The organism is Nocardia yamanashiensis NBRC 100130 (genome assembly GCF_001613325.1).
Lineage (GTDB): Bacteria > Actinomycetota > Actinomycetes > Mycobacteriales > Mycobacteriaceae > Nocardia > Nocardia yamanashiensis.
Genome location: NZ_BDCD01000011.1, coordinates 123,158 through 142,506 on the forward strand (window position 1 = coordinate 123,158; position 19,349 = coordinate 142,506).

Annotated in this window: 19 protein-coding genes and 1 pseudogene; 12 read left to right on the forward strand and 8 right to left on the reverse strand. The window is 67.9% G+C overall.

Going from position 1 to position 19,349, the window contains the following annotated elements; translation table 11 throughout:
• Nucleotides 1–6: 6 nt before the first annotated feature.
• A pseudogene (locus NY1_RS44480) lies at nucleotides 7–705 on the forward strand (GlxA family transcriptional regulator); the annotation flags it as partial.
• On the opposite strand, the gene NY1_RS41900 reads toward NY1_RS44480, so the two are convergent.
• Nucleotides 697–1,848, reverse strand: coding sequence for a CobW family GTP-binding protein (locus tag NY1_RS41900; RefSeq protein WP_218028346.1), 1,152 nt, complete (start codon nucleotides 1,846–1,848; stop codon nucleotides 697–699). The pseudogene NY1_RS44480 and the gene NY1_RS41900 overlap by 9 nt on opposite strands.
• 367 nt (nucleotides 1,849–2,215) lie before the next feature.
• Between NY1_RS41900 and NY1_RS11190 the strand changes: the two genes are divergently transcribed.
• Nucleotides 2,216–3,895: a PucR family transcriptional regulator gene (locus tag NY1_RS11190; RefSeq protein ID WP_267888409.1), complete on the forward strand. Its 1,680-nt coding sequence runs from the start codon at nucleotides 2,216–2,218 to the stop codon at nucleotides 3,893–3,895.
• Here NY1_RS11190 and pucL read toward each other — a convergent pair.
• Entirely contained in the window at nucleotides 3,877–4,824 is a 948-nt protein-coding gene (gene pucL / locus NY1_RS11195; RefSeq protein ID WP_157762154.1) for a factor-independent urate hydroxylase, read from the reverse strand. The genes NY1_RS11190 and pucL overlap by 19 nt on opposite strands.
• A 156-nt stretch (nucleotides 4,825–4,980) precedes the next feature.
• Between pucL and NY1_RS11200 the strand changes: the two genes are divergently transcribed.
• Nucleotides 4,981–6,342 carry a uracil-xanthine permease family protein gene (locus NY1_RS11200; protein WP_067710920.1) on the forward strand — a complete coding sequence of 454 codons (1,362 nt, stop codon included), beginning with the start codon at nucleotides 4,981–4,983 and terminating at the stop codon, nucleotides 6,340–6,342.
• 11 nt (nucleotides 6,343–6,353) lie between these two features.
• On the opposite strand, the gene NY1_RS11205 is transcribed toward NY1_RS11200, so the two are convergent.
• The 3 genes from NY1_RS11205 to NY1_RS11215 form a co-directional block, all read right to left on the reverse strand.
• Complete coding sequence (locus NY1_RS11205; protein ID WP_067710922.1) at nucleotides 6,354–6,782, reverse strand: molybdenum cofactor biosynthesis protein MoaE; 429 nt, start codon at nucleotides 6,780–6,782, stop codon at nucleotides 6,354–6,356.
• Nucleotides 6,775–7,833: a bifunctional molybdenum cofactor biosynthesis protein MoaC/MoaB gene (gene moaCB, locus NY1_RS11210; RefSeq protein ID WP_067710925.1), complete on the reverse strand. Its 1,059-nt coding sequence runs from the start codon at nucleotides 7,831–7,833 to the stop codon at nucleotides 6,775–6,777. The genes NY1_RS11205 and moaCB overlap by 8 nt, the downstream gene beginning before the upstream one ends.
• A gap of 263 nt (nucleotides 7,834–8,096) precedes the next feature.
• Entirely contained in the window at nucleotides 8,097–9,302 is a 1,206-nt protein-coding gene (locus NY1_RS11215) for a molybdopterin molybdotransferase MoeA (RefSeq protein WP_067710927.1), read from the reverse strand.
• A gap of 86 nt (nucleotides 9,303–9,388) precedes the next feature.
• Here NY1_RS11215 and moaA point away from each other — a divergent pair, with 86 nt between their 5' ends.
• The 3 genes from moaA to NY1_RS42770 all read left to right on the forward strand — a co-directional run bounded on the left by moaA (nucleotide 9,389) and on the right by NY1_RS42770 (nucleotide 10,909).
• Nucleotides 9,389–10,447 (forward strand): GTP 3',8-cyclase MoaA, encoded by a 1,059-nt coding sequence (gene moaA, locus NY1_RS11220; RefSeq protein ID WP_067710929.1) that lies wholly within the window; start codon nucleotides 9,389–9,391, stop codon nucleotides 10,445–10,447.
• Nucleotides 10,440–10,682, forward strand: a complete 243-nt coding sequence (locus tag NY1_RS11225) for a MoaD/ThiS family protein (protein WP_067710931.1) — start codon at nucleotides 10,440–10,442, stop codon at nucleotides 10,680–10,682. The genes moaA and NY1_RS11225 overlap by 8 nt, the downstream gene beginning before the upstream one ends.
• Before the next feature lie 89 nt (nucleotides 10,683–10,771).
• Nucleotides 10,772–10,909: a hypothetical protein gene (locus tag NY1_RS42770; RefSeq protein ID WP_157762155.1), complete on the forward strand. Its 138-nt coding sequence runs from the start codon at nucleotides 10,772–10,774 to the stop codon at nucleotides 10,907–10,909.
• A 33-nt stretch (nucleotides 10,910–10,942) separates the two neighbouring features.
• Here NY1_RS42770 and nadE read toward each other — a convergent pair whose 3' ends face one another.
• Both nadE and NY1_RS11235 read right to left on the reverse strand, forming a co-directional pair.
• A complete protein-coding gene (gene nadE / locus NY1_RS11230; RefSeq protein ID WP_067710933.1) occupies nucleotides 10,943–11,779 on the reverse strand; it encodes an NAD(+) synthase in 837 nt (278 codons plus the stop codon).
• Nucleotides 11,780–11,784: 5 nt separating this feature from the next.
• Nucleotides 11,785–12,372 (reverse strand): TetR/AcrR family transcriptional regulator, encoded by a 588-nt coding sequence (locus NY1_RS11235; RefSeq protein WP_157762178.1) that lies wholly within the window; start codon nucleotides 12,370–12,372, stop codon nucleotides 11,785–11,787.
• 238 nt (nucleotides 12,373–12,610) lie between these two features.
• Here NY1_RS11235 and NY1_RS11240 point away from each other — a divergent pair, with 238 nt between their 5' ends.
• The 6 genes from NY1_RS11240 to NY1_RS11265 all read left to right on the forward strand — a co-directional run bounded on the left by NY1_RS11240 (nucleotide 12,611) and on the right by NY1_RS11265 (nucleotide 18,978).
• Nucleotides 12,611–13,180 (forward strand): NAD(P)H-dependent oxidoreductase, encoded by a 570-nt coding sequence (locus tag NY1_RS11240; RefSeq protein ID WP_067711480.1) that lies wholly within the window; start codon nucleotides 12,611–12,613, stop codon nucleotides 13,178–13,180.
• A gap of 139 nt (nucleotides 13,181–13,319) precedes the next feature.
• Nucleotides 13,320–14,204 (forward strand): G1 family glutamic endopeptidase, encoded by an 885-nt coding sequence (locus tag NY1_RS11245; protein ID WP_067710936.1) that lies wholly within the window; start codon nucleotides 13,320–13,322, stop codon nucleotides 14,202–14,204.
• 448 nt (nucleotides 14,205–14,652) lie between these two features.
• A complete protein-coding gene (locus NY1_RS11250) occupies nucleotides 14,653–14,892 on the forward strand; it encodes a redoxin NrdH (protein ID WP_067710938.1) in 240 nt (79 codons plus the stop codon).
• A gap of 55 nt (nucleotides 14,893–14,947) precedes the next feature.
• Nucleotides 14,948–15,418, forward strand: coding sequence for a class Ib ribonucleoside-diphosphate reductase assembly flavoprotein NrdI (gene nrdI / locus NY1_RS11255; RefSeq protein ID WP_067710940.1), 471 nt, complete (start codon nucleotides 14,948–14,950; stop codon nucleotides 15,416–15,418).
• 32 nt (nucleotides 15,419–15,450) lie between these two features.
• Nucleotides 15,451–17,556: a class 1b ribonucleoside-diphosphate reductase subunit alpha gene (gene nrdE / locus NY1_RS11260; RefSeq protein ID WP_067710942.1), complete on the forward strand. Its 2,106-nt coding sequence runs from the start codon at nucleotides 15,451–15,453 to the stop codon at nucleotides 17,554–17,556.
• Between the two features lie 471 nt (nucleotides 17,557–18,027).
• Nucleotides 18,028–18,978, forward strand: a complete 951-nt coding sequence (locus NY1_RS11265) for an alpha/beta hydrolase (protein ID WP_233434283.1) — start codon at nucleotides 18,028–18,030, stop codon at nucleotides 18,976–18,978.
• A 9-nt stretch (nucleotides 18,979–18,987) separates the two neighbouring features.
• Here the strand turns inward: NY1_RS11265 and NY1_RS11270 are convergent, their stop codons facing one another.
• The gene (locus tag NY1_RS11270) at nucleotides 18,988–19,206 is read right to left on the reverse strand and encodes a hypothetical protein (RefSeq protein WP_067710944.1); all 219 of its coding nucleotides are present in this window, start codon (nucleotides 19,204–19,206) and stop codon (nucleotides 18,988–18,990) included.
• Nucleotides 19,207–19,349: the final 143 nt, after the last annotated feature.

Sequence of the window (19,349 nt, forward strand, 5' to 3'; positions counted from 1 at the left end):
GCGGTCATGCACACCGTCGCAGTCCTCGCCCTGGACCGCGTGAATCCGTTCGATTTGTCCACGCCGATCGAGGTGTTCAGCCGGATCCGGTTGCCCGACGGCCACGCCGGATACCGGGTCCGGCTGTGCGGGGAGCGCCCGCTCGTCGAGGCGGGGCTGCTCACGCTGCGGGTGCCGTGGGGGTTGAACGGGCTGGACGCGGCCCACACCGTGGTCGTGCCGGGCACCGCCGATCCGCTCAGCCCGCTGCCGCCCAAGGTGGGCGAGGCGCTGCTGGCGGCGGCCGAGGACGGAATCCGGTTGGCCGCCATCGGTTCCGGGGTGTTCCAGCTGGCCGCGACGGGGCTGCTGGACGGCCGGCGGGCGACCACGCACTGGTCGCTGGCCGAACTGCTGGCCGCCACTTATCCGCGGGTGCAGGTGGACGCGTCGGCGCTGCATATCGAAGAGGACCGGCTGTTCACCTGCGCAGGATCGGCGGCAGGGCTGGATCTGTGCCTGAAACTGGTGGCGCGCGATTACGGTTCGGAGGTCGCGCTGGAGGCCGCGCGGGCGGCGGTCATGCCGCTGGAACGTGAAGGCGGACAGGCGCAGTACGCGGCGGCGGAGATGCCGCCGGATATCCGGCGGGCGCAACTGCTGCTGGAGACCACCGACGACACGGTGGAACGCATTGCCGCCGCAACGGGTTTCGGGTCACCAGCTGTTTTCCGGGACCGTTTCAAGCGCGCCGTCGGCCTCGGCCCCGCCGGATATCGCCGCGCTTTCCGCCGGGTCGCGGTCGGCGAAGACGACGGTGTAGCGCCAGATGGGCAGTAGGGCGTGATCGTCCAGCGGCGTGGGCGCGTCGTGCACGGTGGCCTGGAGCCGCGCGCGCACCTGCTCGGTGTCCAGGCCCGCGCCGATCAGCACCAGGTTGCTCTCTCGCGGTTCGTTGCGTGACCAGGCCGTGGGTTCGATGGTGAGGTGGCGGCCGACCATGTGCAGCACGAACTTTCGCGGATCGGTCGGCACCGCGAACGCCAGTACGCCCTTCGCGCGGAACAGGCCCGCCGGCGGATCCTCCAGGTAGGCGATGAGCGAGCGCGGGTTCAGATCGACGGCGCTGGTGAAGGACACCGTGTCGTAGCCGTCGTGCAGATGCCGGTGTTCGCCGCAGTCGCAGTCGTCGTGATGGTGATGCTCGTCCTCGGTCTCCGGCTCGCCGAAGAGCAGATCGTCGAAGCTGAGCTGGTCGCCGTCGTCGGGTTTCTCGACCTCCGGGATATCGAACAGCAGACCGGGATCGACGCGCCCGTGGCTGGTCGGATACACCGGCACCTGCCCGACCAGTTCGCTGATCTCCGCCCGCAAGGCTTCGAGGGCTGCGGCTTCCACCCGGTCCGCCTTGTTCAGCACCACCAGATCGGCCATCCGCAAATGACTCGCGAGCTCGGGATGCTGCACCCGGCTCTGCGGGAAATGCTCCGCGTCCACCACTTCGACCAGCCCGCCGTACCGGATCCGCGGATTGTCGCTCTGCGCGATCATCCGAATCAGATTCCGCGGCTCCGCCAGCCCACTGGCCTCCACCACGATCACATCGATCCGCTGCTTCGGATGCGCCAGCTTGTCGAACAATTCGTCCAGCTCACTGACGTCCACCGCACAGCACACACACCCGTTGCCCAGCGACACCATGGCATCGACCTGCCCCGCCACCAGCATGGCGTCGATATTCACCGCCCCGAAGTCATTGACCACCACCCCGATCCGCGCATTGCGATCACGCAGCAGCCGATTGAGCATCGTCGTCTTCCCGGCTCCGAGGAAACCGGCCACGACCAGGACAGGAATGCGCCGACTCACGCGCACCAGGGTACCGACCCCCACCGACCGCCCGCGCCGGCACCGCTACCCGCACTGTTTCCTGGTGTAGCGGAAATGCGTCGCCTGCAGCATGAACGAAACTCGGCGGAAATACCCGCGTCCTACTGTGACCGGCAGTAGGACGGCGGCTGCCTGCCGTCCGACGGCGGTGAGCCGCGACGGCGACTGCGCGATTCACGGCGGACGACGGTAGGCGTCGTGGCGGACTGCCGCAATCGTCGCCGGGGCTCGCGGTTCGAGGTCGTGGTGGTAGCGGCCGTGGCGGGTAGCAGTGCGAGTCGTGGCGGGTGGCAGTGCGAGTCGCGACGGCTCTTAGCGGACGAGTTGACGGAGGTGCGCCGTGCGGGTGCGGGACATACTCGGCGCGCCGCAATTGCGTATGCGGTTGCTGCACGGCGATGCTGAAGCATTGGACCGACCGGTCGTTCGAGTCTGTGCGACCGATATGCCTGATCCCCGGCCTTTTGTGACCCCGGGTGCGCTGGTCTGCACGGGCTTGGTGTGGCGCAAGGATTCCGGTGATTCCGATCGTTATATCGGCCAATTGGCTGGGGCCGGTGTCGCTGGGGTTGTGGCTGGTCAAGCGCTGCACGGGCATGTGCCCGAGGATGTGGTGACCGCTTGCGAGAAGCACGGCCTGCCGCTGCTGTCCGCCCCGCAGAGCATGCCCTTCAGTCGCATCATCGAACATCTCGCCGACCAGGCCGCCGAACAACGCTGGCAGCGCGTGCAGAGCCGCGCCGACCGCCAGCGCCGCATGCTCGCAGCCGTCGCGGCCGGCAAGACCATCGACGACATCCTCGCCGAAATCGCCGCCGAACAAGACATTTCCGCCTGGCTGATCACCGCCACCGGCAGCGTGATCGCCGGCACCGCGCCCCTGTCCGACGCCGATCTGAACCACGCGGTCATCACCGCCGCTACCGCCCCTCGCCTGCCCGCCGTGACCACCGGCGCGATGCGCGTCCTGCAAGTCGGCGCCGGCGACCGCCGCACCGCCTGGTATCTCGTCCTGCGCCCCGCCGCTCCCGATCCGGAACCCTTCGGCCCCGACCTGGCCGCCGTCGCCGAGCTCTACCGCCAGCGTGCCGCCGACCGCCTGCACCTGAATTGGGAACTTGCCGACCGCTTCCCGGCACCGCCGTCCGAGCGGGCCGGGGAACAGCTGGTCGCGGTGGTCTGCGCGGTGCACGCTGTAGGCGCGGAATCCGCACCGAACTCGACCGACCTCGCCGGCGTCACCGCGGCCCCACGATCCGGAGGCGAACCCGGCGCACCGGCGCGGATTCGCCCGGCGGTCGCGCCGAACGTCGAAAACGGCGCGGCGGCAAGCGAAGTCGCGGTCGTGCGGGCGGTTCTGCACGACTTTTTGCCGGAGGTCGAGACCAGCGTGGACACGGAGGGCCGGATCATCATGGCCGTCCGGGACGGAGGGCGGACGGCGCCCGGGCATGAAGGCGATGCCTCACTGCAGGCGATGCGCCCGGAGCAACGGGATGGGTCCAAGCCGGAGGCGAATGCGTCGCGGGTGGCGGCGGTGCTGCGGGAGCGGCTCGGCCGGATGGCGTTCGCGGCGTACGGTATTCGGCTCGCCGTCGGGGTCAGCGTGCGGCAGGCGGAGGAGACGTGGAGTGCGGCCGTGGCGGCGGCCGAGGCCGCGTGTACCGCCGCACGGGACGACGCGGCGCAGGTGAGCGTGCGGGTGGCCGATATCGATTCGGCGGTCGGGTTGTTCACCGCCGTGCCGGGAGGGTTGCAGCGGCGGTTCGCGGAGCGGGTGCTCGGGCCGGTGGTGGAGTACGACAGGCGGAACGGGGGCGGATTGCTGGAGACGTTGGAGGTGTTTCTCGGGTGCGAGGGGTCCTGGCGGGTGGCGGCGGAGCGGATGCACGTGCATCTCAATACGGTTCGATACCGGATCGGGCGGGTCGAGGAGCTCACCGGCCGCGACCTCGGGCGGCTCGACGACCGGCTCGATCTGTATCTGGCCATGCGGACGCTGGGTGGTCAGACCGCGCCGGTGTAGGGCTCCCACGCGATACCGGGGTCAGGGGCGTCCTCGCGTTGGACGGTGGCTTGGATCAACCCGTAGGGGCGGTCGTCGGCGTAGAAGACCTCGCCGTTGTTCTCGGCGTCGAAGCGGGAGAGATCGAACAGCCAGTGGTGCTTGTTGGGGGCGGACATGCGGATCTCGGCCAGACAGGGGTAGGCCTCCAGCGCCGCACGGCCCATCTCGAAGAGGGTCTGCTGCAAGGCTTTCGAATGCAGCGTGGCGAACTTCTCGATCATGAGCGCGCGGATGCCGGCGTAGGCGGCATCCCAGTCCGCGGGCGGCGCGGCGAACCGCCAGTGCGCGGTGAGGCTGGTGGCCAGGACACGGTCGTAGGCGGGCTGCAGGACCGTGAACGGATCGGTCAGGAAGCCCGCGAACTCGGAACCGGTGGACTTCAGGATCACCAGATCCTTGATGCCGCCGATCACCCACTCGCGCTGCGCGGACCCCTTGCCCTGCACCGTGATCGCCGCGATCCGCACCTCCGGCCCGACCCGCGTCCACGTGTGCGCGTGCCCCTCCGCGCCGACCGGCACCCGCTGCCAGGCGAACTCCTCCACCTCGATGCGCGCCGAATCCACCGGCTCCACGTCATCGACGAAATGCCGCGCCAACGCCAGCCCGTAATCCTCGATACTGCCGTCCCCGTGCGACTTGGCATAGGTGAAGATGGTCTGCTTCTGCGAATCCGTCGGCAGCACCGACCCCTGATCGCCCACCGTGTGCGCCGCCTCGAAAGAGCCACGCAGACAGGACGATACGTTCAGATCACGGATCTCGTGCCGATCGGTGTCGCGGTACACCCGCACCACCCGGTTCTCGGCCTTGCCGTACTGGTTGGGCCCGAGCACGATCTTGCCGGACAATTCGGTCACGTTTCGCCTCCCGTGGTCACGGAACATCTCGCCCCACTCTCGCGCATGCCGCCCGCCGGAGCCGTTGGTTCGGATGCCAAAACGCCGGACGGATCGCGACACGCGTTCGGCACTTTCGACAAACCTCCGGACGTGCGCGCCTGCCTAGCCTGACCATGTATTCACGCGCCGCAAGGAGCCACCATGACCACGCCCCATCCCGTCGACACCCGGCTGCCCTGGCATCGGCTGCTGGTGTTCGGCATTCAGCACGTCCTGATCATGTACACCGGATGTGTCACCGTCCCACTGGTGTTCGGCGCCGCCGCCGGCCTGGACAAAGCCACCGTCGGGCTGTTGATCAGCGCGGACCTGCTGGTCGCGGGCATCATCACGGTGGTGCAGAGCCTCGGGCTGGGGCGGTTCGCGGGTGCGCGACTGCCCTTGATCACCGGCGCGACCTTCGTGGCCATGAGCCCGATGATCTTGATCGCCAAGGAGTACGGGCTGCAGGCCGTCTACGGGTCGATGCTGGTGGGCGGTCTCATCGGCATCGCGCTGGCCTGGCCGTTCGCCAGCATCGTGCGCTTCTTCCCGCCCTTGGTGTCCGGCACCGTGCTGACCGTGGTCGGCATTTCGCTGATCGGCGTGGCGGGCGGGCTCATCGTCGGCAGTGATCCGAAAGCGCCGGGCTTCGGTTCGCCCTCGCATATCGCGCTGGCGGCGGCGGTCCTGGTGATCGCGCTGGTGTTCACCGTGCTCGGGCGCGGCGTGTGGTCGCAGCTGGGCATTCTCATCGCGCTCATCGCGGGCGTGCTGATCTCGATTCCCATGGGCCTGCTGAAATTCGACGGCGTGTCCAAGGCGAGCTGGCTGGGCGCGCCGCACCCCTTCTATTTCGGTGCGCCGCAGTTCCCGATCGCGGCCGTGGTGGCCATGAGCATCGTGATGGCGGTGGTGTTCGCCGAATCCACCGCGAGCATGCTGGCCATCGGTGAGATCACCGGAAAGAAGCTGGAGCGCGCCGACATCGCGCGCGGCCTGGTGGGCGACGGCCTGTCGGCGGTCCTGGCCGGCGTCTTCAACTCGTTCATCGACACCGTGTTCAACCAGAATGTCGGCGCGGTCGCCCAGACCCGGGTCTTCAGCCGCTACGTGACCGCGGTCAGCGGCGCGATCCTGGTGGTGCTGGGCGTGGTGCCGCGCTTCGGCGCGATCGTGGCGGCGGTGCCGAAACCGGTGGTCGGCGGCGTCGGCCTGGTGCTGTTCGCGACCATCGCCGTGATCGGCGTGGACACGCTGCGCAAAGCCGATCTGTCCGATCGCGTGAACCTCAGCATCATCGCGGTGTCCATCGGCGTAGGCCTGGTGCCGGTCCTCACCAAGGGCATGTTCGACAAGTTCCCCTCCTCCGCCCAGATCCTCCTGAACAGCGGCATCTCACTCGCAGCAGCTACCGCATTCACCCTGAACCTGCTGTTCAACCACACCAAACTCGGCGAAATCGCCCGTGCCGCAACCAAATCCCCAGCCGAACCGGAACCCCAGGATCCCGTCACCGCCTGACCACCGGCTGGTCACCCGCAGGCGTTGACCCATTCGGAAAGCCCATCTGCGAAGAGTTGCCTCTTCCAGATGGGCACTTCGTGTTTGATGCGGTCGACGAGGTTCGCGCAGACGGTGAAGGCTTCGGCGCGGTGGGGCGCGGCGACCGCCACCACAATGGCGAGGTCGCCGATGGTGAGCGGCCCGACCCGGTGGATCGCCGCCACCGGCAGCCCGGATTCGCTCGCCACTTCGGCGCACACCTTGCGCAGGAACACCTCCGCCTGCGGATGCGCCGAGTACTCCAGCGTCGAAACCGCCTGCCCGCCATCGTGATTGCGCACCTTGCCGGTGAACACCACGACCGCCCCGTGCTCCGGACCGCTCACCGCCTTCTCGACCTCGTCCGGATGCAGTGGCTGATCGCTGATCCGCGCCAGCAGTTCGCCGCCGTCACTCATGGCTGCCTCCTCCGGCCACCTGGTCCAGCAGATGCCCGAGCATCGGCTCCAGCACGCTGATTCCGTCCTTCACACCGCCCGGCGATCCGGGCAGATTCACGATCACGGTACGCCCCGCCAGTCCCGCGATCCCGCGGCTGAGCGCCGCGAGCGGGAATTTCGCGGTGCCGCGCTGGCGGATGGCGTCGGCGATGCCGGGCAATTCCCGGTCCAGGACGGCGAGGGTGGCTTCCGGGGTGGCGTCGGTCGGGGAGGCGCCGGTACCGCCCGTGCTGATCACCAGGGCGGGTTCGCTCGACAGCGATTCCGAAAGCCCGTACGAGATATCGGAATCCGCGTAGACCAGCGGCCCGCGCACCGAGAAGCCCAGTGCGTCCAGCCATTTCGCCAGTACCGGGCCGGTGGTGTCCTCGCGGGTGCCCGCGGCGGTGCCGGTGGAGGCGACCAGCACCACGGCCTCGCGCCCGGTCCCGATCGGCGCTTTCACCTCGGCCTCGACGGGCCGCGCGTGGTCCGCGTGCGGCTGCCCGGAAGGCGACCCGTGCGCAGCGGAGTCCGAATGCGGCTGCCGCGCAACGCCTTCCGGTCGTTCCCAGTGCCCGCGCTTGCCGCCGTCCTTGGTGAGCAGCCGCACCCCGTTCAAGGTCGCCGCCGGGTCCACCGCCTTCACCATGTCGTGCAGCGTGAGCCCCGCGACCGCGACCGCGGTGAGCGCCTCCATCTCGACCCCGGTCGGCCCCTTGGTCTTCGCAGACGCCTCGATCGTGATGCTGTCCTCGGTGAACCCGAACGTCACGCTCACCGACGACAACGCCAGCTGATGGCACAGCGGAATCAGCTCCGAGGTCTTCTTCGCCCCGTTGATCCCCGCCAGCCGCGCCGTGCTCAGTACATCCGCCTTCGGCATATCGTCCGCGCGCACCAATCGCACGACTTCGGGAGTGGTGCGCAATTCCCCGGCCGCCACCGCGATCCGCGCGGTATCGGCCTTGGCGCTCACATCGACCATGCGGGCGCGACCCTCGGCATCGACATGCGACAACTCACTCATGCGCCCAAGCCTGCCACGCCGGGTGCGGGCACCGTTATTGGAGGATCACCCCAACGTCCGGCAAGCACCCGCGTCCGCCTTGGTTTCCGGCGCCGCGCCGACCCGCGGCAGCGCTGCCGCCCAGGCCAGGGCACTGGCGCCGTGTCTCTCACCGCCGAGCTCGCCGCCGCTCACCGTGAGCGACGCTCCGCGGTGAGCGAAGCACCGGGCCGGTCCACGCGCGTCACCCGATCCCGCGGGCCGTCTCGGCCGCGCGCCGCGGTTCAGAGCCGGCTGATCCGCACCACGGTTCCGGTCGCCACGTCGGTCGCCTCGGCCGGAATCTCGATCAGCACCTCGGCCTGCGCCATCGACGCGATCAGGTGCGAGCCTTGACCCGAGGTGATCTCGACGCCCGCGTCGGTCACCCGGCCGCGCAGGAACTGGCGCTTTCCGGCGGGGGAGCGCACCGAATCCAGCAGCGGCAGTTCGGCGGTCGCGACTTCGGGCAGTCCCGCCAGTTCGCGCAGGATCGGCCGGGCGAACACCTCGAACGACACCATGGTGCTCACCGGATTGCCCGGGAAGCTCAGCACCGGGACGCCGTCGACCACGCTCAATCCCTGCGGGCCGCCGGGCTGCATGGCGACCGCGCCGAAGCGGCCGCCGAGCGGGCCGAGCACGTCCTTGACCACTTCGAAGTCGCCCTGCGAGACGCCGCCGGAGGTGAACACCACGTCCGCGCCGGCGGTGGCCTCGTCCAGCCGCTGCCGGAATTCGGCGGGATCGTCGGTGGCGTGCGCGACCGACACCACCTCCACGCCGTTGTCGGCGAGCGCGGCCGCGAGCGCCAGACCGTTGGAGTTGTAGATCTGACCCGGCAGCAGTTGCGTTCCGGCGGGCATCAATTCGTCGCCGGTGGTCAGCACGGCCGCCCGGATCCGGGGCGCGACCGGCAACTCCGGCAGGCCGACCGCCGCCAGCGCCGCGATGTGCCGGGGCCGCAGCAGCGTGCCCGCCGCGACCAGCAATTGCCCGGTGCGCGCATCGGTGCCCGGTTCGCGCACGAAATCGCCTGCGGATCGGCTCTTCTCGATGGTGACCGACTCGCCGTCGAAGCTGGTGTGCTCGACCGGCACCACGCAATCCGCGCCGGGCGGCATGGGCGCGCCGGTCATCACCTTGAGCGCCGCGCCTTCCGGCAGCTGGGTCTCGCCCGGGTTCCCGGCCGCCACCACGCCGGCCAGCCGCAACCGCACCGGCACGATCGCCACCGAATCCGCCCGTACCGCATAGCCGTCCATGGCCGAGTTCCGGAACACCGGCAGATCCAGGGGGGAGTACACATCCGCGGCCAGGCGCCGGCCGAGTGCCGCCGCCATGGGCACGAGTTCGGGGTCGCGTGCGGCGGTCGGCCGCAGCAGATCCTCGATCTCGCGCCGGTGGTCGTCGACGGAACGGGCCGGGGCCACGGCGTGCCGGGAGCTCATGCCGGTGAGCCTATACGCGGGTTCCGGTGAAGAAACCCCGGCCGCGCACTGGCGCGAGGGGTTGCGCATGGGGCAATAATGGTCGGATGACCGTGGTCGCGATGGGCATGCCCGCAGTTCGAACCGGGCAGCCCTCGATGGACGGCCGCCCCGATACCCCGTTCCTGGTGGACCGTTTCGGCCGTGTGGCCCGGGATCTGCGCGTGTCCATCACCGAGAAGTGTTCGCTGCGCTGCACCTACTGCATGCCCGAGGAGGGCCTGCCCGCTATCCCCGCGGACGAGCTGCTCAGCACTTCCGAACTGGTGCGCCTGGTGGTGCTGGCGGTTCGCGAACTGGGTGTGCAGGAAGTGCGATTCACCGGCGGCGAGCCGCTCATGCGCCGCGATCTGGAACAGATCATCGCCGGGTGCCGCGCCGAGCTACCCGATATCCCGCTGTCCATGACCAGCAATGGCGTCGGTCTCGAGCATCGCGCCCGCAAACTGGTCGAGGCCGGGCTCAGCCGCATCAATATCTCCCTCGACACCGTCGACCGCGACGGCTTCGCCAAACTGACCCGCCGCGATCGCCTGGATTCGGTGCTCGCCGGTATCCGCGCCGCCCGGCAGGCCGGCCTGGCCCCCATCAAGGTCAATGCCGTGCTCATGCGCGAAACCCTCGGCGGCGCCGCCGACCTGCTGCAATGGTGTCTCGACGAAGGCTGCGAACTGCGCTTCATCGAAGAGATGCCTTTGGACGCCGACCACGAGTGGGCGCGCGCCAACATGATCACCGCCGCCGAGCTCCTGAACGTCCTCGGCGCCCGCTTCACCCTCACCGAAACCGGCCGCGAGGACCCTTCCGCGCCCGCCGAACGCTGGCTGGTGAACGGCGGCCCCGCCACGGTCGGCATCATCGCCTCGGTCACCCGCAAGTTCTGCGGCGACTGCGACCGCACCCGGCTCACCGCCGACGGCCGCATCCGCTCCTGCCTGTTCAGCGATCAGGAGTACGACGTGCGAGCGGCCTTGCGCGCCAACGCCTCCGACGCCGATATCGCCACCCTGTGGCGTGGCGCCATGTGGCAGAAATGGGCCGGCCACGGCATCGACGCCGCCGGCTTCGTCCCGCCCGAACGAACGATGGGAGCCATCGGTGGTTGAGGTCCGCTATTTCGCCGCCATTGCCGACGCGGTAGGCAAGTCCAGCGAACACCTGGACCTCCCCGCCGACGCCACCATCGGCGACCTCCGCACCACCCTCGCCGCCACCTACGGCCCCGACCTCGACCCCATGCTCAAGGTCTGCGCCTACCTCATCGGCGACGAACTCACCCGAGACGCCACCGTCCCCCTCCCCTCACGCGTAGACGTCCTCCCACCCTTCGCCGGCGGCTAGCAACCCCCTCCGCAAATATTCGGTAACGCTATAGCCGAGCGCACGGATACCCCAGGTGTCCGGTACATCCCTCCCCCCGGAGGTAGCGCATGACGCGGCCCCTGCTCGCCTTGCTCTTCGGTACGGCGATAGTCTTCACCGCCCTGCATTCCCTCGCCGAGGGCTCGGCGATTCCCAAGCTGACCTGCGGCACCAGCGTGATGAAGAGCGACGGCGCACCGAGATAGCGGCGCGCCGTCGCGAAAACCGTTCGGGTGGAGCTACTTCCACCAGTCGTCGAGCGGGGTGACCGGGACGGTGCGCTTGTGGCGGGTGTTGCGGTAGATGGTTTCGAGTTTTTCGGCTACCTCTGGGGCTACTTCGTGGCCTTCGAGGTAGTCGTCGATTTGAGAGTACTTCAGGCCCAGGGCTTCCTCGTCGGGGAGGGCGGGGCGGTCGTCTTCGAGGTCGGCGGTGGGGACCTTCTGCCAGACGCTCGGCGGGGCGCCGAGTTCTTGGAGGAGGGCGGCGCCTTGGCGTTTGCTGAGGCCGGTGAGGGGGGTGAGGTCCACGCCGCCGTCGCCGTATTTGGTGAAGAAGCCGGTGATGGCTTCGGCGGCGTGGTCGGTGCCGACGACGAGCAGGTTGAGCTGGCCGGCGATGGCGTATTGGAGGACCATGCGTTCGCGGGCTTTGATGTTGCCGCGCACGAAGTCTCGCAGGGGGGCGGCGCCGATGATCTCGCTGATGGCCTGGGCCGCTTCGTCCGCGCCGGCGTCGGCGCTGGGCTTGACGTTGACGGTGACCGAGCGATCGGGCTGGATGAAACGCAGCGCGATCTGGGCGTCCTCCTCGTCGGCTTGCACGCCGTAGGGGAGGCGGACGGCCACGAAGGTGGCGTCGCGGCCTTCGGCGCGCAGTTCCTCGGCGGCCAGCTGGCAGAGGCGGCCGGTGAGGGTGGAGTCCTGGCCGCCGCTGATGCCGAGCACGAAACCCTGTGCGGGAGTGGAGCGCAGGTAGTCCTTGAGGAAATCGATGCGCCGTCGCACTTCGAGTTTCGGTTCGATGGTCGGCGAGACGCCCAATTCGGCGATGATCTGTGCGCGCAGGTTCCCCATGCCCGTCACTCTAACGGGGCGGGTGTGGCGGTGACCGTGCGGACGAGCGTCTCCCAGTGGTCGCCGATCTGTTCCAGGGTGTAGCCGAGCGCCCGGATCTGATGCAGCACCAGCGCCGCGTCCAGAGTCGCCAGCAGGGTGTCGGCGAGCAGACGCGGATCGCAGGGCGTGCCGGCCTGCCGGAGCAGCAGCGCCACATGGGTTTTGGAGATGTTGTAGGGCGCGCTGGAATGCCGTTGCAGATCGGCGGCCTTGCGCACGTCGCCCTCCACCTCGACGGCGGCCAGGCGGGCGCGGCCGAAGGCGATCAGGCGTTCGGCGGGCGGTGCGCCCGGACCCAGCGGCGGCGGCCCGAACATGTAGGCGGCCTGCAACTTCTGATCGGATTGATCGAGCAGCGCCAGCATCAACCCCGCGCGATTGCCGAACCGCCGGAACACGGTGCCCTTGCCGACGCCCGCCCGTTTGGCGACCGCGTCCATGGTCACCGCGCCCACCCCCTGTTCGCGCACCAGCGTCTCGGCGGCGTCGAGCAGCAGCTGCCGATTGCGGGCGGCATCGCTGCGCTCGTGGGTGCCGCCGGGATTGAGCAGCTGGACCGCGTGCGCCGGCGAGATCTGGCCGGGCACCGGTTCGACCGGCAGCCCGACGGCTTCGATGGACAGGTTCAGCGCCAGATCCGCCGGTGCGGGCCGGTCGGAGTGGCTGGCGGGCGGTGTGTCGGGGTTCACAGTGCAGGTTCTCCCAAGCCGGGAATGGAAGCGGACCGTAGTCCGGTTAGTGTCTCATGCAAGTTAGCCACTGGATCAGAAATTCCCAGGAGTGATCACCATGTCGCAGACCCGCCTTCTCGCTCTGGTCGGCAGCCTCCGTGCCGCCTCGATCAACCGCCGGCTGGCCGAGGCCGCCGCGCAGACCTCTCCGGAGGGTGTCGAGGTCGCCATCTACGAGGGCCTCGCCGATATTCCTTTCTACAACGAAGACCTGGATGTCGAAGGCAAGGTACCCGCTGCCGCCCTCGCCCTGCGGGAAGCCGTGACCGCCAGTGACGGTCTGCTGCTGGTCACCCCCGAATACAACGGCACCCTGCCCGCCGTGCTCAAGAACGCCATCGACTGGGCCTCGCGCCCGTACGGTGTCGGCGCGCTGAAGACCAAGCCGGTCGCGGTGGTCAGCGCCTCCATCTCGCCGAACGCCGCCAAGTGGTCGCATGACGACGCCGTGAAGGCGCTGGGCGTGGCCGGCGCCGATGTGCTGAAGGAAGCCTCGCTGAACTTCGGCACCATCGGCCAGCGGTTCGGCGACGCGCACCCGGCCGACGACGCCGAGGCGCTGACCCAGCTGGCCGCCACCGTGCGCCTGCTCGCCGACGCGGCCGTGGCCGTCAAGGCGAACGCCTGAACGCGCGCGGACGCACCGCCTAGCCAGGGGAGCGAGCAACCGGCAAACAATTTGATTACTCGCTGAATCCAGTACGAGGCCAAGGCTTTCCAGCCGTGGCCTCGCGCTTTTCGGGCCCTTCATCGGCTAACTTCAGCTCATGAAGCTACTAGCAGGCAAACGCGCCTGGAGCCGGTATTGCGCGGCGGGCCTGCTGGCCCTGTCGACCGCGACGGTGAGCGCCGCCGAGGCCGCCGCGGAATCGAACGTCCTTGTGCACCTGGGCAACTGGGCCGGGTACGTGATCAAGGGCGACTTCCGCTCGGTCAGCGCCACCTGGGTGCAGCCGGCCGTGACCTGCACCAATCCCGGTGTGTTCCAGCGCGTGGTGCCCTGGGTCGGCCTGAACGGCGCGAACGGCCCGGACAACAGGGTGACGCTGCCGCTCATGCAGACCGGCGCCGAAACCGGATGCATCAGCGATGCCGCCGTCTACGCCACCATGCCCGGCCTGCAATTGGAGAATGTGGCGGCCGGGCTCGTCTACACCAGTCCGTGGCTGGCCAATCAGGTCATGGCGGCCGGGGACGATCTGTCGAACACGCTCGGCGGCATCGCCGACGGCCTCTGCGCGACCGGGGCGCTCGGCGCGGCCTGCGTGCCGGAGCAGGGTAGCGACGGATGGTGGGAGGGCTATCCGGACCCGCCCGTCATCTACGAGGACGTGAACGTGAACGCCGGCGATGTCATGCACGCCGCGGTGGATTGGGACGGCCACGTCTACACGATGACCCTGGAGAACCGCACCCGGAACTGGCGCAAGGTCGCCTCCCAGGTCTCCGATGCCCCCGCCCGCACCGCGGAGATCGTGATCGAGGGCCATCTCGACGCCGCCCTGCCCGGTTTCACTCCGGTGACCTTCACCGAGATCGAGATCGACGGAAAACCGCTGTCCGCCTATGACGCTCAGGTCTACGGCATCGCCGCCACCAACCGGGTGCTGTACCCGGGCCCGGTGGACGGTTCGAGCTTCACGCTCTCCTGAGCGCGACACGCCGAAGCGATCCGGTGCCCCAGGAATTCGGGGCACCGCCCGCGCCCGCGCCGAACCCCCTGTTCGCCCGAGACTCCTGTGACTGCTGTGATGCCAGTTGATCAGGGGGAACGGTGGGTTTGCTGAAAATGTGCTGAAGGTCCAAATTGTGATCTGTGCCTCAGTCGTGTCGAGTTGCGAATCGACTGTCCAGGTACTTACGGCACCAGAATTTCACCTTTGTGAGTCGCAACATGTCGTGTTGGAAGATTCTGTCGGCCACTAGGTGTAGTGTCTTGGGAGCTGGAACGCCGCGAGAGATGAACCGGAGAAATCACGGTTCCGGTCTCCGCGACCAGGGGCTTCGGTCCCACTTCCAGGGGTTTGCGCAGGAACTATGTGGATCTTGTTTTCAGCCGTGCACTGCATACGGATCGAAGGCCAGGAGAAGGGGATACCAATGACCATCACCGTTTACACCAAGCCCGCTTGTGTTCAGTGCAATGCCACCTACCGCGCGCTCGACAAGGCCGGTGTCGCCTACGACGTCATCGACATCTCGGAGAACCCCGAAGCCCGCGACTACGTCATGGCCCTGGGCTACCTGCAGGCCCCCGTCGTCGTCGCCGGTGAGGACCACTGGTCCGGCTTCCGCCCGGACCGCATCAAGGCCCTGGCCGACGCCGTCGCCGTCGCTTAGCGGCCCCGGAGCGGCTCCCCGCTCCAGCAGGTTGTCCGAACCCGGAAGGAGGGAGATGGCCGAGATGTCCGAAACGACAAGCAATCTCGTCTACTTCTCCAGTGCTTCGGAGAACACGCACCGCTTCGTCGAACGGCTGGGCGTCCCCGCCGTTCGCATACCGCTTCATACTGCCGACTCGCTTCGCGTCGACGAACCCTACGTGCTGATCGTCCCCACCTACGGGGGTGGTCGGCATGTTTTGGGAGGGACCCGATCCGAAAAGGAATTCGTCCCCCGTCAGGTGGCCAAATTCCTCAACGATCCCCACAACCGCGCCCTGTTGCGCGGCGTGATCGCGGCCGGCAACACCAACTTCGGTGATACGTACTGCTTTGCGGGAGAGGTCATCTCGCGCAAGGCAGGGGTGCCGTACCTGTATCGCTTCGAACTCATGGGAACTGCCGAGGACGTCGAGCGCGTCCGAGAGGGATTGGACTTGTTTTGGCAACGACAACAGCACCGGCCGGAAAGGCTGCCCGCGTAGAGCGGACCGTCAGCAGCACCGACACCTCGGGCATGGACTACCACGCCCTCAACGCGATGCTGAACCTGTACGGTCCCAACGGCGAGATCCAGTTCGACAAGGATCGCGAGGCCGCGCACCAGTACTTCCTGCAGCACGTCAACCAGAACACCGTCTTCTTCCACAATCTGCGGGAGAAGCTCGACTACCTCGTCAAAGAGAACTATTACGAGACCGAGGTGCTCGACAAGTACAGCTTCGACTTCACCAAGAAGCTGTTCAAGCAGGCTTACGGCAAGAAGTTCCGGTTCCCCACCTTCCTCGGCGCGTTCAAGTACTACACCTCGTACACGCTGAAGACCTTCGACGGCAAGCGCTACCTGGAGCGGTTCGAGGACCGCGTCTGCATGGTCGCGCTGACCCTCGCCGCGGGTGACGAGCAGCTGGCCTCCGAACTGGTCGAAGAGATCATGGACGGCCGCTTCCAGCCCGCCACCCCGACCTTCCTGAACTCCGGCAAGAAGCAGCGCGGCGAGCCGGTGTCCTGCTTCCTGCTGCGCATCGAAGACAATATGGAGTCGATCGGCCGCTCCATCAACTCCGCCCTGCAGCTGTCCAAGCGCGGCGGCGGCGTGGCCTTGCTGCTCAGCAATATTCGTGAGACCGGCGCCCCGATCAAGAAGATCGAGAACCAGTCCTCGGGCGTCATCCCGATCATGAAGCTGCTGGAGGACTCCTTCTCCTACGCCAACCAGCTGGGTGCGCGCCAGGGCGCGGGCGCGGTCTACCTGCACGCCCACCACCCCGACATCTACCGCTTCCTCGACACCAAGCGCGAGAACGCGGACGAGAAGATCCGCATCAAGACGCTGTCCCTCGGCGTCGTGATCCCGGACATCACGTTCGAGCTGGCGAAGAAGAACGAGGACATGTACCTCTTCTCGCCGTACGACGTGGAGCGCATCTACGGCGTGCCGTTCGCGGACATCAACGTGACCGAGAAGTACTACGAGATGGTCGACGACAAGCGCATCCGCAAGTCGAAGATCAAGGCGCGCGAGTTCTTCCAGACCATCGCCGAGCTGCAGTTCGAGTCCGGTTACCCGTACATCATGTACGAGGACACCGTGAACCGGGCGAACCCGATCAAGGGCAAGATCACCCACTCCAACCTGTGCTCGGAGATCCTGCAGGTCTCCACCCCGTCGGAGTTCAACGACGATCTGTCCTACTCCAAGGTCGGCAAGGACATCTCCTGCAACCTGGGTTCGCTGAACATCGCCAAGTCGATGGATTCGCCGGACTTCGGAAAGACCGTGGAGACCGCCATCCGCGCGCTCACCGCGGTGTCGGACCAGACCCACATCTACTCGGTGCCGTCGATCGAGCAGGGCAACAACGAATCCCACGCCATCGGCCTGGGGCAGATGAACCTGCACGGTTACCTGGCGCGCGAGCGGGTCCACTACGGCTCCGAAGAGGGCGTGGACTTCACCAACATCTACTTCTACACCGTGGCCTACCACGCCATCCGGGCCTCGAACCTGATCGCCCAGGAGCGCGGCAGCTACTTCGGCGGCTTCCCCGAGTCCAAGTACGCCTCGGGCGAGTTCTTCGACAAGTACACCGAGCAGGTGTGGGAGCCGGCGACCGAGCGCGTGCGCCAGATCTTCGCCGATGCGAACGTGCACATCCCGACCCAGGACGACTGGCGCGAGCTCAAGGCCTCGGTCATGGAGCACGGCATCTACAACCAGAACCTGCAGGCGGTCCCGCCGACCGGTTCGATCTCCTACATCAACCACTCGACCAGCTCCATCCACCCGGTCGCGTCGAAGATCGAGATCCGCAAGGAAGGCAAGATCGGCCGCGTCTACTACCCGGCCCCCTACCTGACCAACGACAACCTCGAATACTTCGAGGACGCCTACGACATCGGCTTCGAGAAGATCATCGACACCTATGCGGCGGCCACCCAGCACGTCGATCAGGGCCTGTCGCTGACCCTGTTCTTCAAGGACAGCGCCACCACCCGCGATGTCAACCGCGCCCAGATCTACGCCTGGCGCAAGGGCATCAAGACGCTGTACTACATCCGCATCCGCCAGATGGCCCTGGAAGGCACCGAGGTCGAGGGCTGCGTGAGCTGCATGCTCTGACGCGGCGCACCCGCACCGACGCGAAGGCGCTCCCGATCCCCGGGGGCGCCTTCGGCGTATCCGGGGGCGGTGTGACCGATCCAAGGACGGCCGGGGCGGAGGTTGTGAAGTCTCCAGAAGCCGCCGCGGACCGGGGATTCGGCGCGCGGGCATGGTTAGGGTCGGGGAGTCCCGGCGGTGGAACCGAGATGCGCGGCACGGTCGCCGGGACGAGAACCGATAGCCCACAGTGGTTTTGGAGGTGATGTTCAGCCTTCGTTTTCCTGCGACGAAAGACCGGCCCACCGGATGGACGAATCGTGTCCGCCCGGTGGGCCTTTCGGCGTTCGGGCAGGTGACGGCGGTTGTGACGGGGAACAGTGGGAACGGCGGTGCGGCGGTGAACGGTCCAGTGGTCGGGGAAACGGGGTGGGCGCGCGGGGGTGCGGACCTAGCTTCGGTCGCGAATCTCGGATCGATGGGAGGCAGGCCGTGGCCGTGCGCTGGATGGTGGCCGTGGTGGCGTTGGTGGTGGGAGTGGTGGGTATGCCGGCGGGGGCGCGGGCGGAGACTGCCGGGTGGGAGCGGATGTACGTGACGTCCGAGTCGATGGGCCGGGCGGTCGGCGTGGACGTGCTGCGCGGCCGCGGCACCGGGCCCCGGCCGACCCTGTATCTCCTGGACGGCGTTGACGCCGAAGGGGTTTCGGACTGGCTGACGAAAGGGGGAGCCGCCGAGTTCTTCGCCGGGAAAGCGGTGGACGTGGTGCTGCCCTCGGGCGGTACGGGCAGCATGTACAGCGATTGGGAGCGGCCGGACGCGGCGCTCGGCTGGAATCGCTGGGAGACGTTCCTGACCCGGGAACTGCCCGGCGTCATCGAGAACCGGCTGGGAGGCACAGGCGAGCGCGCCGTGGCGGGGGTGTCGATGGGTGCGCAAGGGGCGATGATGCTCGCGCACCGGCATCCGGGGTTCTATCGCGCGGTGGCCGGCATCAGCGGATGCTATTCGACGGTCGACGGCACCGGCAGCGCGGTCACCACCATCACGGTGGCCTCTCGGGGCGGGAACGTCCTGAACCTGTGGGGCCCGCCGGGCACCGGCGAGTGGGCCGCGCATGACAGCACGGTGGCGGCGGAAGCCTTGCGGGGCACCGTGATTCACCTGTCCGCGGCGACCGGGATCCCGACCGTGGCGGATCTGCTGAACGTGGCGCGCGCCCCGGACGTGGCGGCGGCGCTGCAACTGGCCGGCGGCGGGGCGGCCCTGGAAGCGGGCGCCCGCGCCTGCACCGAACGGTTCGCGAAACGATTGAGCGAGCTGGGAATTCCCGCCACCGTGCACTACGAAGCCGCGGGCCTGCACACCTGGGAGGACTTCGGGACGCAGCTGGACGCCGCGTGGCAGACCATCGCGGGCGCGTTCGCCCGGAAATCGGGGTGACCGAAAAGCTCAGTGCCGCAAGCCGTATCGGGGCAGCCGCCGCAGGCCGGGGCGGATGCGATTGTCCACGGTCACCACCAGTCCGGCCTGCACCGCCGCGACCGTGAACGCCGACGCCTCCGACCAGGTGGCCGCGTACTCCATCACCAGTTCGGCATTGTCGTGGGGACCGCCCGCGTACACGGTGATCCGGTGGGTCAGAGCTTCGCTGTCGATGGTGCCGGTCATTTCGCGCTCCTCGTCCGGGCTGATCTCACCTCGGACGCTAAGCGGAACCGGTTGTGCAGGAACGTGTTCCAACGGCCTGACTGGACAAGTCACAAGGGATGTATCGCGATTATTGTTACCCGAGGGAACGGAAAAACCTCGTA